Origin of the sequence: Acidicapsa acidisoli (genome assembly GCF_025685625.1) — a bacterium.
GTDB classification, from domain to species: domain Bacteria; phylum Acidobacteriota; class Terriglobia; order Terriglobales; family Acidobacteriaceae; genus Acidicapsa; species Acidicapsa acidisoli.
This window is the reverse complement of the sequence record NZ_JAGSYI010000002.1, coordinates 1447685-1463323: the sequence shown is the minus strand read 5'-3', so window position 1 is coordinate 1463323 and position 15639 is coordinate 1447685. Positions and strand designations below refer to the sequence as shown.

The 15639-nt window shown below is 55.4% G+C and carries 12 protein-coding genes; 10 read left to right on the top strand and 2 right to left on the bottom strand.

What is annotated here, in order from left to right:
• Nucleotides 1-184 precede the first annotated feature (184 nt).
• From OHL23_RS15965 to OHL23_RS15935, 7 genes are all read left to right on the top strand, one after another.
• Nucleotides 185-2047, top strand: a complete 1863-nt coding sequence (locus OHL23_RS15965) for a hypothetical protein (protein ID WP_263352906.1) — start codon at nucleotides 185-187, stop codon at nucleotides 2045-2047.
• Entirely contained in the window at nucleotides 2044-3075 is a 1032-nt protein-coding gene (locus OHL23_RS15960) for a ferritin-like domain-containing protein (RefSeq protein WP_263352905.1), read from the top strand. The genes OHL23_RS15965 and OHL23_RS15960 overlap by 4 nt, the downstream gene beginning before the upstream one ends.
• Nucleotides 3076-3429: 354 nt before the next feature.
• Nucleotides 3430-6924 carry a TonB-dependent receptor gene (locus tag OHL23_RS15955; RefSeq protein ID WP_263352904.1) on the top strand — a complete coding sequence of 1165 codons (3495 nt, stop codon included), beginning with the start codon at nucleotides 3430-3432 and terminating at the stop codon, nucleotides 6922-6924.
• Between the two features lie 26 nt (nucleotides 6925-6950).
• Nucleotides 6951-8279, top strand: coding sequence for an MFS transporter (locus tag OHL23_RS15950; RefSeq protein ID WP_263352903.1), 1329 nt, complete (start codon nucleotides 6951-6953; stop codon nucleotides 8277-8279).
• Between the two features lie 91 nt (nucleotides 8280-8370).
• Nucleotides 8371-9417, top strand: coding sequence for a glycosyltransferase family protein (locus OHL23_RS15945; RefSeq protein ID WP_263352902.1), 1047 nt, complete (start codon nucleotides 8371-8373; stop codon nucleotides 9415-9417).
• Entirely contained in the window at nucleotides 9418-10191 is a 774-nt protein-coding gene (locus OHL23_RS15940) for a glycosyltransferase family A protein (RefSeq protein ID WP_263352901.1), read from the top strand. It abuts the gene before it with no gap.
• A gap of 19 nt (nucleotides 10192-10210) precedes the next feature.
• Entirely contained in the window at nucleotides 10211-10990 is a 780-nt protein-coding gene (locus OHL23_RS15935; protein WP_263352900.1) for a glycosyltransferase family 2 protein, read from the top strand.
• On the opposite strand, the gene OHL23_RS15930 is transcribed toward OHL23_RS15935, so the two are convergent.
• A complete protein-coding gene (locus OHL23_RS15930; protein ID WP_263352899.1) occupies nucleotides 10949-11920 on the bottom strand; it encodes a glycosyltransferase in 972 nt (323 codons plus the stop codon). The genes OHL23_RS15935 and OHL23_RS15930 overlap by 42 nt on opposite strands.
• Nucleotides 11921-11924: 4 nt before the next feature.
• Nucleotides 11925-12692, bottom strand: coding sequence for a hypothetical protein (locus OHL23_RS15925; RefSeq protein WP_263352898.1), 768 nt, complete (start codon nucleotides 12690-12692; stop codon nucleotides 11925-11927).
• Between the two features lie 267 nt (nucleotides 12693-12959).
• On the opposite strand from OHL23_RS15925, the gene OHL23_RS15920 reads away from it, so the two are divergent.
• The 3 genes from OHL23_RS15920 to OHL23_RS15910 are packed head-to-tail and all read left to right on the top strand — an operon-like array spanning nucleotide 12960 to nucleotide 15638.
• Nucleotides 12960-13568, top strand: a complete 609-nt coding sequence (locus OHL23_RS15920; protein ID WP_263352897.1) for an SCO family protein — start codon at nucleotides 12960-12962, stop codon at nucleotides 13566-13568.
• A complete protein-coding gene (locus OHL23_RS15915) occupies nucleotides 13568-14155 on the top strand; it encodes an SCO family protein (RefSeq protein ID WP_263352896.1) in 588 nt (195 codons plus the stop codon). Before OHL23_RS15920 ends, OHL23_RS15915 begins: the two co-directional genes overlap by 1 nt.
• Nucleotides 14156-14162: 7 nt before the next feature.
• Complete coding sequence (locus OHL23_RS15910; RefSeq protein WP_263352895.1) at nucleotides 14163-15638, top strand: cytochrome c/ABC transporter substrate-binding protein; 1476 nt, start codon at nucleotides 14163-14165, stop codon at nucleotides 15636-15638.
• The last annotated feature ends 1 nt before the right edge of the window (nucleotide 15639 follow it).

Genomic DNA, 15639 nt, shown 5'->3' with positions numbered 1-15639 from the left:
TGCAAGCGCGTAGCTTTTGTTTTCTTAGATCGCACTTATGGTATCTTTCTTGACGAAAACAGAGATGACCATATTTTGGTAACTATTCAAATGAACACGTGACGGTTGTATCCCGGAATGGAGCTATTTGCATTTAGCATTGTCCCGAATATCCCATTAACCCGATCATGCAAGGACTTCCAAAATGAGCTACTTGAATCCTCTGCGATTGAATTTTGCTGGCAGGTTCAAAGCCGCGCCGTCGACGGTCAATAATGATCCAACTCACTTCAATAATGCGACTTTCAAGCCGCAGTACCAGGAGTGGGGCAAAGGAGCGAATAACGGCTGGTGGAACCCGTCCGGCGATGCTGTTTTCCGATTGATCGATTGTGCTGTCACAACGGCTTTTTTAGGCGGAGACGAAGTCAGCGGTGATCGCGTACTTTCGTTTCGCGTAACGGACACAGCGACCCGAATGCCGGCGAAGATGGTCGATCTGGACTCCGAGCAACAGATGGTCTCTCAGATCTGGGGCCTTCAGGTAAGAATTTGCGACGCAGAAGGCAACGATGCGCTTTCCGGTGAAATGGACGTGACCTCTTTCATCGACATCTGGCAGCGAGATATCGGGAGCGATGTGAGCAAGGTCGGCGATGGCTTCTTTTCGACCTATTATCAATCCGTGCTGACCAATGTGAAATGGTCTGAAACACTCACGTCCCCATTTCTGCAGCAGTTGCGGGCACAATCGACAGACAGGAGCCTCAGCATTCATTTCATCGTCGACGGCTACAACATGGACCACACCTCGCCTGATTTCACCTACGGGCGTATCGTGGGCTCAATTGGTCCTCATGCTGCGAACGAGCCAAAGCGATTCACGTTAGGAAGATATCTAGCTCCGACCGGAGCACAGGGATACTCAGTAAATTACTGTACCGCTGTCGTTGACGAAGCGACCTCCAAGCTCCTGGTTGACCTGGGCAACGCCCTGCCTACTGACGGATGTGGAGGCCCTCAATCCAACCTTGGCACTCTGACTGTAGCCTGTCAATCGCCAGGAGGCTGGCAACCGCTCTGCAGCATCAATTACCTAGACACAGGTTGGTACACGCGCTATGCGGGCATCAGCGCGATACCTTTTAGTCGTCCTCTTAACAAAGCAGAGCTGGCAGCGATCCAAAGCGGCCCTTTGGCCATCCAGTTCACACCACCCGGAGGTGGCCCAACGGTGACGGTGCTCCAGGAAGCAGCGAACGGCCAGCATGTGCGTGCAGATCAGTTCGTGTTTCGCGCTGATCCCGGGGACGTTGTGAAAGCAGATCTGTGGATGACTCAATGGGGTGAGCCAATGGTGAGCGGCTCGATCACGGTCGTCCTTGATAACAGCCAATTACAAGGTCAGCCCGGAGTCTGGCCGGACGTGGGCACTCCGGCGGAAGCAATCAGTTTTCAGAAGACGCTCCAAACGAACCCGGAAGGCCGGGCCAGCCTGGAGATCGAGACGACGGCTCCGGGTAATCCGCGTGATTATATCGATGGGCAAGTCTACGGTATTCGGGCTTATCCCGCTTCACAAAAGTATAGCGACCAGGACCAGCAAGAGTTTATCAGCATGCTGCTCTGGGATGATTTCACGCCTGACGAACCGATCACATGGTACGGGAGCATGGAGCCAATCTTCCAGCAATACGCGAACCTGTACCCGGTCATGGCGCGTTTTCTCAACCTTGCGAGTTATGACGATATCTGTGCTAACCGCAACGTGCAATTGCTGCGCATGGCGTTTGGACTGGAGGAAAGCGACCCGAACGTAATGCCAGTGACGCGCGATCTGTCAGGCGCCAAGCGTAAAGCTATTCTGCGTTGGTTGACGGAGGTGGGTCCGGATGGAAAGCCGCTGCTCGGTGTGCGCAAGGTGGATGCGTTACCCGTTTCCGATACAGCCCAGCCTCAGTCTTCTTCTCTCGAAGTACCGTCATCGCTACTCATGAAGGGTGGCAAAGCGGTCGCCATGTCACGCCGGCTCGGTCAACCACGCTCCGATGCCCAGGAGGCAAAATGATTCTGCTCAAGAAAGATCTGCTCCAAATGCTGGACGGCAGCATCGAGGGAGTACGCGCGGCGCTGCAGCACGCTGTGGAACTGGAACACGCTACCATTCCTGTCTACCTGTACACGCTCTACTCTCTCGGCCCTGGCGCAAATCAAGAGCTCGCAGCCATTATCCGATCGGTGGTGATAGAGGAAATGCTGCATATGACGATCGCCTGCAATTTGCTGAATGCGATCGGAGGCGCACCTGTCATTGACCACCCCGGATTTGTACCGAAGTATCCCGGTCCGCTTCCCGGCGGCGTCGATGCAGGCCTCATTGTTTCGCTTGCACCTATGTCGATTGAGCATGTGCGCAACGTATTCATGGGTATCGAGGAACCGGAAACCCCTCTACGGTTCAAAGCGCTCGCCATGGAAAAAGACCAGCCCATCACGATTGGGATGTTCTATGACCAGATTAGCCGTCAGTTGCAGGAATCCTTCTTCACTGGAGATGTTTCACGGCAGGTTGTTGCGGGCTGGTGGCCTGGCAGAGAGCTCTTTGCCATCACGAATCTTGATCAGGCGCGACGCGCCATCAAAATCATTGTTGAGCAGGGCGAGGGTACAGATTTAGAGCCGCTCGACCTCGAGGACGACTACGCCCATTATTATCGCTTCGCCGAGATTGTCCATGGCAGGCGGCTGATTAAGAACCCCAGCGCGACCCCTGACAGCCCGCCGGAGCAACGTTATATCTACGGCGGGGCGGCCGTGGTCTTCGACCCAGGACAAGTGCAGCCATTAGAGACGAATCCGGGCCTACAACCATATCCTGCGGGTAGTGGCGCACAGATTGCGGTGGACGCCTTCAATGCCAGCTACACGAACCTGCTGCGCTGCCTGCATCAGGTATTCAATGGTCATCCTGAACTTCTACGCAGCGCGATCGGGACAATGGAAAGTTTGAAAGAACAGGCTCGCGCCATCACCTCCATCAAAGTTGACGCAGGGACCTTCGCCGGCCCAACTTTCCAATACAAGGCGCTAATCTGAAAAGGCAATGCTATGCAGTCTCAAGCAGACTGCATAGCATTGTTCTTGAGTCTCGCTCTAGAGTGACATTCGGTCTGCATTCGAGCAAACTTTCGTAATTTCCCGTGTAATGTTTTTCTTCGCTTTTTCCTGTTAGAGATGCTTATAATTCATCGATCCACATTCGTTGAAAAATCACCCGCATAATGCGGCCTAAACCCGCTTCCTCTCTAAAGATCGGGCATAACTCCACGGTAACGAATGTTTTCATCATTCGATCTTGCTACTGGGCGGATGGGGCGGCTTAGCGATTCCCTGTCTTAGACGAGTGCTACATTTTGTTGCTAGTTACATAAAAAGGAGGTCGTGTTGCGCATGAGTTGTATCGCGATAGGGAGAAGTCTGCTCCGCAATATGCGAGTCATGCTGGGAGTTTTTGTCGTATGCGCCAGCCTATGGCCGGCTGCCACCGCGAACGGACAGGGATTGACCGGCGAGATTTCGGGCAAGATTCAGGATTCCAGCGCGCAGATGATCGGCGGTGCCGACATAACTCTCATTCGAGTCGATACTGGACAGACTCTTAAAATTAAAAGCGATAACGCCGGTGAGTTCTTATTCCTCGATGTCCTCCCGGGTAACTATAGCCTGAAGGTCGAGCACGCGGGTTTCAATATCTTTGAGCAAAACGATCTCGCACTTTCGTCCGGAGAACATCTTGTTATTCACTCAGTCACCCTCGAGGTCGGCGCGATCTCGGAAACCATCGTTGTCGGAGCCAATGAAGCCCCGGTAGAAACTGAAAGCTCCGATCGTTCCGGACTAATTGACACCGTTCAACTTCAACAGTTGTCTCTTAAAGGACGAGACTATCTCGGCCTGCTGCACCTTCTTCCCGGCGTCCTGGACACTGCCAATCCAACTCGCGAAGCCCCGGGAAATCGTGCTCTGATTGGCCTTTTTATCAACGGCAACCGGCAGGGATCGTTGAATCTGAACCTCGATGGAATTTCTACTTTGTCTCTGGGTGGAGGCACCGGCCCATTTCTTGAGGCCAGTACAGAGGCAGTGGCCGAGACCAAAATCCTTCTCACCAACTACCAGGCGGAATACGGCCGGAGCGTTGGTGGAACAATCAACACAGTTACAAAAAATGGAACACGCGAGTTTCATGGCGGCGCGTATTACTACTTCCGCAACGAAGACCTGAACGCAAATGATTACTTTGCAAATCGTGAAGGTCTGCCTCGCTCCAGGTACCGCTATAACAATCCCGGTTACCTGATTGGCGGTCCGGTGATTTTTCCCGGCACAAAATTCAACCGGGGACGCGACAAGCTTTTCTTCTTCTGGTCTCAGGACATCCTTGCCCGTACCGTCCCAACCAGTGTTTCTTACCAGACTTTTCCGACTCAGCTCGAGCGCACGGGTGACTTCTCGCAATCCTATGGTCAGAATGGCCAGCTGATAGTGGTCAAGGACCCGCTCACGGGCCAACCTTTTCCAGGAAATAAAATCCCCGCCGGGCGCATCAGCGCTCAGGGACAGGAACTCCTCAATCTCTTTCCCACCCCCGGCCCCTTCGATCCGACGCACAGCTACAACGATGTCTTTCAGGCGCAGTTGGGTGAGCCTCATCGCGATATGATCTTACGCGTCGACTGGAATATCTCCCCAAAAACCTTCGCTTACGTTCGGGGAATCAGGGACTATCAGTCCACGCTTGGAAGCTTTGGTTTTGTGCTCGCCTCGCCGAGTTGGCCTCAACTCCCGATCAATTATCAAATCCCGTGCCAAGGCATCGTTGGCACGCTCATCCATCTCTTCAGCGAGAACAAGGTGAACGAAGTGACCTTTGGCGCCAACCGTGGCGTGCAGACCGAAGGTCCTGCAACAAGTGCCGGGCTCCTGGCGAATCAGCGATCCAACCTTCCTGTAAATATCCCTCAATTTTTTCCGGCCTCGAACCCCGATGACGTCGTGCCCAACGCAACCTTCAGCGGCATTCCCAATGCGCCCGAGCTCTTCATCGACCCCCGCTTTCCTTACTTTGGGCGGAACAATGTGTGGGTCTGGATGGACAACTTCTCGTGGACGCACGGCGTGCACAACATGAAATTCGGCGCATACATCGAATATTCGGCCGTAAACGAGTCGAACAGCACGTCGTTCAATGGCACGTTTTCGTTCAACACTGACGCTAACAATCCCCTGGATAGCGGCTACACCTTCGCCAACGCGGTTCTGGGCAATACCGACAGCTATACCGAATCCACAGGTCATCCAGGCGGGCACGTGCGAGACAGGCGCGTCGAGTGGTATGCGCAGGACAATTGGCGAGCCACATCGCGGCTAACGATCGATGCCGGTATCCGCTTCTATTTCCTTTTGCCAAGCTATAACGCGAAGGTCCAGTACTCCGCCTTCGATCCAAAGGTCTACAACTCCACCGACCAGCCAGTCCTCATTGAGCCGGCTGTCAACTCCACCAGCGGGAAAGAAATTGGCGTCGATCCCGAGACTGGCCAGACGTATCCTGCGGTGAAGATCGGCACCTTCTCGCCCAGCGATGGCGGTACTCCGAATCAAGGCATGGTTGTATATAACCCAGGATCTGCTATCTTGAACACGCCGCCCATCCAGGTTGCTCCCCGCCTGGGTTTCTCGTGGGACGTCTTCGGCAACGGCCGCACCGCGGTTCGCTCCGGAGTGGGCCTGTATTATGACCGCTTTCCCGATGATGAGATTGCGCAACTCGCCGCGCAGCCTCCCGTGGTCAATACACCCACCACGTACTACACCACCATCGCCAGTCTTCTCGCTTCGCCGCTTAGCCTGAGCCCGAACACCGTATTCGGGATGAATCATAACTGGAAACCGACGGAGGTTGCCAATTGGAGCTTCGGAATCCAGCAGGATGCCGGGTTTGGAACACTGGTGGATGTTGCGTATATCGGCAATATCATGCGCCGCGGAATGCAGATTCAGGATCTGAACGCCACGCAATACGGCACGGACTTTTTGCCTTCGAGTTATCTCAACGGCATTCTCCTGCCGCCCAATTTCCTGCGCAAATATACCGGCTTCGCCAGCATCGAGAATATGGAGTTCAACAGCAACTCCAACTACAATGCGCTGCAGGTGAGTGTCACCAAGCGCGTCTCTGGCAAGGTAACTTTCAGTGTCGCCTACACAAGGTCAAAGGTGCTCGACATTGCCGATACCCCAACGACGGCTGTCAATCCTAATCTGAACGTACGTGCGCGCGATTACGGTCCTGCCGGCTTCGACGCCAGACAGAACCTCTCACTGAGCTACGTGTACCCCATTCCCTCTGTGAGCAGGAGAGCGCGAGGCTTCGTGCATGAGGCGCTTGATGGATGGTCTCTTTCCGGCGTTGCATCCTTCATCAGCGGCCAGCCCACGGCCATCACATACAACTTCCTTACTCCCGTCGACATCACCGGCGCCAATGGTGTCGGCGTCGATAGCCGCGTCGACCTGTCGTGCAATCCGAATCTGGGACACGGCGACAAGTCGTTCTCCCGCGCGTTCAATACATCGTGCATCCATCCGCCCATCAGGGCGGAGGATGGCATTGGCGATGCATCCAAGGCGCCGTTTGTCGGGCCGGGCATCGAGGACTTCGATACTTCGATATTCAAGAACTTCGGCGTCGGAGGCAGCGAAACACGAAGAATTCAGTTTCGTCTCGAGTCGTACAACACTCTCAACCATCCTCAATTCACCACGGTTTCCAACAATGCCGTCTTCGACTCATCCGGGAACCAGGTCAATAATCAATTGGGACAATACACTGCGGATAATCCGACGCGGCGGCTTGTTCTAGCCCTCAAGTACTATTTCTGAGTCCGTGCATGTCTTTCGGCAACTGTGTGAATACTCAAACAAGGACTTCGTCCGCGAGTCTTGCCAGGCGTTTAGTCGCTGGATTCACTCCACCGGCTTTACCCCCCTGCTCGCGGCGGGCCCTCCGCTTTCATCTCGCATTCACCATTCTCTATGCTGTCTTCGAGGGCATCACCGCCAACGCGCCGGTGATGGCCGTCGAATCGATGAACGCGACCGACGTTCAATTGCAGATGCCTCTCGCCATGGCGTCGGGCGGACTATTTCTCTCTGTGCTGATGGGGTCGGTGATGGCGAGGCGGCCCAAGAAACCGTTTGTCCTCGCGCCAGGATTCACCGCCGCAGTCGCGGCCATTGTCATGGCATGTATGCCGACAGCAGGGTGGTTTCTCTTTATGCTGGGTATCGTCTCCATCTGCGATTTCGCCATGCGCCCTGCCGTACCCTCGATCATGCGCATCGTCTATCCCGTTAATTGCCGTTCGCATGTCTCGGGAACTATGCGACAGTACGGATCGGTTGCATTTCTTGCCGCCACGCTCTTGTCCTCAGCCCTACTTTCCACGGCGAGTGTCTTGTCGGTACGCACTCTCATTCGTATCGAGATCGGCTTCGGCGGAATCGTATGTGCGGCAGCATTCCTCTGCTTTCGCATGTTGCCCGATCATGGCGATGGCAGCGGTGCTGAAGCCGACGCAGTCGACGATCCGCAAACTCCCCCACTGCAAGCGGCTCTTTCCCCTTTGCGTGACAAATGGTTCCTCTACTACCTGCTGTGCATTTTCGTCTACTCCTTCTCCAACTTATTTTATCAGGGCGTTATCCCGGCATTCTTCGCACGTGATCTTCACTTTGGATATCTGCAAACCGCGCTGCTCATCCATATCATTCCCAGCATTGCGGCGTTTTTCTGCGGAGGCTTTCTCTCCACATGGTTTGAACGCACATCCATCTGGCGTTCCTTCTCGCTGGTCGCCTTGCTCTGGGGGCTTGACCCCGTCATCGTGGCCGCCGCTCCGTACTCTTGGCCGATGCTTATCCTTGCTCGTTGCCTGCGCGGTCCCGCAACTCTTGGCAGCATGGTCATCTCCTTTTTTACGGGTGTGCATTCTTTCGCACGTCCTGGCGGGAACACTTCGCGCTATATGGCCGCTCAATTTATGGTCAACGGCGTCGCGCGCCTTTCAGCGCCGCTGGTTGCAGCGTTTGCTTTGGCTTACCTTTCGCGGCGATCCATCATTTTTTATGGTGGGCTGGGAATTCTTGGCGCCTCCGCATTGTTTCTCGCGCCAGATAAGCGGTCCACTGTATGCGCTGACTCTCACAGAGATGAGCTGCCGGTGGAGGTAGCATGAGCGCGTTGTTCTGCCTACCTTTAATTCATCGCGTTACTGTAGGGAAGCCGCACCGAGTTGAACAGATTCTTTGGCGGCAAGGAGAGCGTGCATGAAGCTGCTCGTCTCCTGGATCCGCGAGCTTGGCCGCTACGTCAGCCGGGAATTTCACTTTACGATGCGCGACCTGATTGGCATCCATGGATGGCGGCATGTAGAACCATGGGTTCTGACACAGTGCAGCCAATCGCCTCAAGACAAACTCATAGAGTTATGCGGCGCTCTGCCCGATTACGTACTTTTCTGGGAGAGCTACGGGCTGGTGAATGCGATCGCTCCGGCGCTGAAAGCAATGGGCTGCCGGATGGATATCTTTATCGATGATCTGCATCTTCTGTGGGGGGCGGAGTCGGAGCGGGAGGACCGCCTGCGGGCATTGCTGTCCTGCGACCGCGTGCTCACGCCCTACGCATATGTCTTTGATGACTTCTACCCGGAACTCCGTGGTCAAAAAGAGGTCCATTGGGTTCCGCACGCCGCGTCGTCCGACTTTGTGCTGCCTCTGAATGAAACTCCAAAGGGCAAAATCCTACTCAGCGGGTTTGTGGGAGCGCCGTATCCGCTGCGAACCCGCATGAAGCAACTGATGGAACAGGGATGGGACGCAATCGAACAGCTTGAGCACCCTGGATATTTCGAGGACTATGACTACGCAAACGATCCGCGCGTGGGACCCGGTTATGCGGCTACAATCCACCAGTATCTCGCCGGATTCACGGATGCTGCCATCTACCGGTATGTCGTGGCCAAGCACTTTGAGATTCCTGCAACGGGGGCGCTGCTCGTAACAGACTCCGTTGTTGAGGAGCCTCTTCGCGAGCTTGGCTTTATAGAAGGCGTCCATTACATTGCCACAACGCTTGAAACTCTCGAAGACAAGATTCGATACGTTCTCGACGAAAGAAACCGGGAGGAAATGAATAGCATTCGCCGGAACGGGCAGGCGCTTGTCCTGAGCACGCATTGCACGCAGCATCGCAGTCAACTCCTCGACAGCCTCGCGTCCAGGGGCACTACAGCCAGCGATTGCCGGTCCCGCTTGCATGCAACAAAACTCGATGATATATCTGCCTCAACTGCGGAAACAAAAAAGGTTTGAATGACGAAGCTGAAGGTCTACATTAACTGCGGGCCATGCGCCGAGTTTGTCGGAAAATGCATCACCTCTGTGCGCGAGCAGAGTTATCCCGATTGGGAAGCGTGGGTCACCGTGGATGCCTGCGGAGACGACACCTATACGCACGCGGCCCGCGCCGCGCGTGGCGATGCTCGCTTTCATCTTCGCCGCAACCAGACCCGCAAATACTCCATGCACAATCTGGTTCACGCCATTCAGCGCAGCCGTCCCGAGCCAGAAGACGTCATCGTCTGTCTCGATGGAGATGACTGGTTTTCGGATCGCAATGCGCTTTGCATCGTCGCGGAAACCTACGAGAAATTCAACTGCTGGGTAACCTATGGTAGCTGGAGATCGAACGTCCCCAGGCTAACTGGCGGCTATGACGGCCTGTGGCCTGCCTATCCCGAAGGGACCACCGACTTCCGTCATCACCGTTTTCTTGGCACAGCTGTGCGCACCTGGAAGAAGTGGCTTTGGGACTGCCTGAAAGATGAGGACCTGCGCAGTGACTCCGGCGAGTACGTGCGCGTCTCCGAGGACCAGATGATCATGATTCCGCTGCTCGAAATGTGTGGAACCCAAAAGGCGCGCCACATCGCAGCTCCGATTATGACATACAACAAAGTGCCGCAATATGCACAGGATGAGTCGCTCAACCGCGAAGGCTTGAGAAACGGAGAGCTGATCGAACGTCGGACTCCCTACATGCGCTTGCTCGCTAAACCCGCGCCCGCGGACGCCGCTGCGGATTAATTCGGACAGGATTGCAACCATGATGAAGATCATCGTCAACTGCGGACCCGCCGAGCTGTACATCGGCAAATGCCTCGCATCGATTCGCTCCCAGTCATGCACGGACTGGGAAGCTTATGTGACCATCGACCCCTGCGGAGACCGCACGGCGGAGCGCGCATACGAAACGCGCGAATCAGATTCCCGTATTCACATCCATGTCAACGCCACGCAGCAGTTCAGCATGGTCAATCTGATTCAGGGTGTACAGCGCAGCGGAGACGATCCTGAAGATATCCTCATCGTTCTCGATGGCGATGACTGGTTCGCCACCGAGGACAGCCTGAAGATCATCCGGGGCACCTATCGCACTTTCGGCTGTTGGATGACCTACGGTAGTTGGATCTCGGATCATGCCATGATGCCCGGCAGGTGGCCAGCTTATCCCGATGGAACGATCGACTTCCGCACTCACGATTGGCTGGGGACCGCGGTTCGCACATGGAAACGTTGGCTCTGGGATCACATCGACGATCGCGATTTTCGCGACGCAACCGGCAACTACTTCCGTGTCACTGAAGATCAGGCGGCAATGCTGCCCATGCTTGAGATGAGCGGCACCCGGCGAGCGAAACATATCGCAGACGTCCTGATGATCTACAACCGGTCCTCACCGTTTGCCTGCGCCTATGTGCGGCGCGAGGAGATGCTGGCAAACGCTGAGTATCTGAAGAGCCGGCCAAGATACCGGCGGCTCGAAACACAGCCGGTTCATGAGTTAGCCGGCGAATCCCTCACGCTCCCGGCTGTACTCTCGTAGATAGTCGTCCGTCATGCGCAGATAATGAAACTTCTCCATCGCGATCTCGCGGCAGCTTTGCGAAGAGATCGTCCGAATGTGATCGAGTGCGACTGTCCAGTCGTCCTCAAGATCGCACAATATCCCGGTCTCTGGTGTAACAATCTCCACCGCTCCGCCGCTGGGTGCGGAGATAGCCGGAGTTCCAGACATCATGGCCTCCAGGATTACCAGCGGGCAGCCTTCCGGCAGACGCGACGGAAAAAGCACGGCTCGCGCCCCAGCGAGTAGTTCGGCCTTGCGCGCCCCGCGTATATCGCCCAGATACTCCGCACCGGCATCTTGGCAAAGCCCTGCGACGTATTCAATCGTCTCGTAGTTCAGTGCCGTTCCCGCAACAATCAAACGGACCCCGGCTTTCCTGCACAGAGAGAGCGCAAAGCCCAGGCCTTTGTCTGTGGCCTTGTTCATCGCACCCATAAAGAGAAAGTAGTCTTCTTTCGTCTCAGAGAAGATAAAGTCGGCGGGATCGATACCGTTCAAAACCACACGTTCGGCATCGTGAGCGCGCGCCAGAGCCTGCGACACAAAAACCCAGTTTGGCCCCGCTCGTCGCGTTCCCTCTTTCATATGGCAGGTCAAAAGGCAGGGTATACCTCGCTCCGCAGCCGCGGCAGTCGCCGGCTCCACAAACCCCACGCCGCCAATGGGGATGTGATAGAGTTCGACATCGTTCTTCCACCCTTCGAATGGAAGCACGCCCGCGGGCAACTCCGTCTCATGGCCCTTTGCCAGAAAATAGAAGACCTCGTGTCCTCTTTCCGCCAGGCCCTTGGCCAGAAGATCATGCAAATGGTACCCCGATCCCGAAGGATATGTCTTGGGATGAAGCCCGCTACCGGCCGGGCCGTATACGGGATAGCGATGTGGTGCAGCCAGCAGGAGTCGCATAGGCTTATGCAGTTTGCCGTCCGCGCACACTAGCGCGTAGTGGTGGAAGGATTTCGGATGCAAACCGGGCCAGGCCATCACTTCCGTCAGACGACCGTACAAGAAATTGAGAGATACCACTTTTCCTGTAGTCGGAAATCGCCGCCGCCACTTCTCCGTAAGAGCCAATCATTACCGAAGCTCCCATGTTGTCTTCTCCAGCTTCCATGCTCCGCCACACTACAGAGGTCATCCAGCATGCGTGTTGCTCTAACCTTCCTGCCAGCTTTTCGGGCAGACTCTTCGCTGCCGCCTCTATCGCTTCTTCCCGGGTCTCGCCTGTAATCACACTGCAGCGCAGTCCAACCTCTTTGCCAAAATGAAGAACCGGCAGAGCATCGGCAAACGCACGCTCTGGACGGTCCACCGTTCTCCATAAGCAATCAGCCTGCTTTATCGCCAGATAGGCTGCCCCTGCGGAGTCGCCCTCAATGTCAAACTGCGGTGCGCTCCTTTCCGAAAAGGCACCGCGCAGGTTGCCCAGAAACTCCTCAGCCGAACGAAAACTCGCGTCTTTCTTTTCGCCGTTATCGGGGAGGTGCAAATGCACAATCAGTCTTCCGCTCAAAGCATCGGAAGCTTCCATCAGATCCCGGCCACGTAGAGTATCCAGCAGACATGTAAGGTCTCCACCAATCCTGAATCGTATCCTGGTGCAGACGGAACCAGCCGCAACAGCCCACTCCAGCGCGGTCGAGAAGGACTCACTGATCGGGATCTGAATCGAATCCATCTCTGCCGCCCGTGCAACTGTGCAGTCCTCGACAAAACGTGCAAACTCGCATGGCGCATCGCCGCGCTGAGAACTCCAATGCACTTGCATAGGAAACCTGGGGGTAATTTTTATCATGTGCTGCAATGATGAGCTGTGACTCGTTCCTCCAGAATGTAACACAGAAAGACATCCAGACTTTCATCGTGCTTCCTGTTGATTTATCCGTAGGCGTGCGTCATACTTGCAGCCTGACAATTTCTTGCCAATGGAGGTAACTCCCCAATTTTGAGCCGCACACGCAGCAATCTTTCCCTGTTCCTCGCCGTCGTTGTTTTATCCGGCTCTGCGGCATGTCTGCAAGGGCAGAACCAGACCGCCGCATTATCTGACAAGCTCATACCAAACGTCGAACTCATCGATCAGCATGGCCATACGGTTCACTTTTACACCGACCTGGTGAAAGGAAAGGTCGTTGCCATTAACACAATTTTCACCACCTGTACCACCATCTGCCCGCTGATGGGCGCCCGCTTCGCCAAACTCAGCCGGCTGATCCAGGATGCAGATCCCTCCAAAGTACGTCTCATCTCCATTAGTATTGACCCGCTCACTGACACTCCCGAAAAGCTCGATGAATGGAGTCATAAGTTTGGTAATGTAGGTCCGGCATGGACTCTCTTAACGGGCAAGAAGGACGATGTCGATTCGCTTCTCAAGGCGCTCGAGATCTTCACCGCCGATAAGCAAGAACACACTCCTGTTGTGCTCATCGGCGTCGGAGGCTCCACGGATTGGGCGCGGGCTTCAGCGCTCTTACCTCCGGCGAAAATTGCGGACCTGATTCATGCGCGCCTCGCATCCGCAACAACAAACCATGCCGCTGCGAGGCCGTAATGACTATCCGGCGCATTGCTCTCTTCATAGTGATAACGTCTTTTGCGTTTGCCGCAGTGCTCCCTCTTAGCGCGCAGAGCGAAGACACTCAGGCTGCAGCCGCTCGCGAATACTTCACGGACGTTCCACTTGTAACCCAAAACGGCGACTCCGTTCGCTTGTACTCCGACCTTCTCCACAATAAGGTCGTTGTCATCAATACCTTCTTCGGTACATGCACCGGCAGTTGCCCCAAAATGTCTGGCATTCTCGCCGGTCTGCAGGAACGCCTCGGCGACCATCTCGGAAAGGACGTTCTCCTGCTCTCGTTCAGCGTCGATCCAGAGACAGACACTCCGGAAAAACTCAAACTATACGCAGAGCAATTTCATGCGCGCCCCGGCTGGCTCTTTCTCACCGGCAAAAAGGAGAATGTCGATCTCGCGCTCAGCAAACTCGGCCCGAAGATCGCCCACAGAGAAGACCATTCAACGTTGTTCCTCATCGGAAACGACCGGACCGGTCTCTGGAAGAAAGCTTTTGCGCCTTCATGCACGCCCGCCAGCTTGAAGGAGATTGTCGACAGCGTTCTCAACGATAAAGAATAGACAGGCGATGCTTCGTAAATGGGCGTTTCACATTCTTTCAATTTGCCTGGCAATCTCGCTCAATGCTCAGGAACCGCTGGCACCGCAAGAAGAGCGGGGCCGACAAATTTATGAGCATGGCACAAGCTCGTCGGGTGGCTCCATCACAGCCACACTCGCGGGTGACACTGAGGTCAATGGCTCCATTCTTCCCTGCGCCAATTGCCACGGCGCCGACGGTAAGGGAAAACCCGAGAGTGGCATCTTTCCCTCAAACATCACCTGGGACGTCCTCACGAAGCCCTACCGGATCACCAATGCAGACGGCCGTATGCGGCCCTCGTACAACGAACGCCTGCTCATACGTGCCATCGCCATGGGAATCGACTCCGGCGGCAATACACTCAATGAGGCGATGCCACGCTTTCAACTCTCGCAGGCAGATGCAGCCGATCTTATCGCCTATATCCGCCGCTTGGGACACACGCCCGATCCCGGCCTGAGCGCTGCCAGCATCCGCATCGGAGTCCTTCTCCCGCCTGCTTCCATTGATGCGCGCCTCACCGCAATGACCCGTCAGGCCCTCCTGGACGTATTTAATCCGGTCAGTGCTTCCGGCGGAGTCTTCGGACGAAGAATCGATCCGGTCTTCATGGAGTTACCGCCGGATCCGGCACAAAGAGCAGACGCAGTTCGCAGTTTTCTTTCACAACAGCAGGTCTTCGCCGTGCTGGCGGATTTGACGGGCGCCGAGTCAGAGATTGCGCCGCTGCTACGCGGTATGAAGATGCCCACAATCGCCATCTACGCTTCTTTCCCTGACATTGGCGCAAGCCAGAAGAAGTATGTCTTCTATCTAGATGACGGCATAGGAGGGGAAGTAGACGCGCTTGTTCGTTTCGCCTCACAGCATTTTGGCTCGGCACAACAGGATGAAGTCATTGTGGATTCCGCAGACGCGGTCTCGCAGGAGACAGCGCACCGACTGCAAACCCTGTTGCAGTCCGAAGGAAAGCATCCTCGTATAGTAAGCCAAATTGAGTCCGACAACCGCTCCGTCGTCTACTGGCTGCGTACCGGCCCCGGTTCGTTACAGGACATCGACAAAGCAGGAGCTTCTGCCGTCCTGATTCCTGGGGCGCTTCTTGCCGAATCTTTTCAACTTCGTGGCCGAAGTAACGGTGAGACCTACATCGCTCTCAGAGACGAGCCATCGTCCAATCAATTCAGTGGTCTTACGCGATGGATATGGGAGCGGGCAACGGCCTCCGCCAGCCTTCTTACTGAGGGGCTTAAGTCTGCGGGACGCGATACGAATCGTGAGGCTCTGCTTGCAGCGCTCGAAGATGTGAAAGACGCCCGCACGGCACTTCCGCGACCGATTACTTTCGGCCCCAATCGGCACATCGGCGCAACCGAGATACGCATCATGGAGCTCGATCCGCACAGCCACTCGCTGGTCGATGTCACGGAACGCGAGGGCAGTGATAAATCCTCTCGTTAAC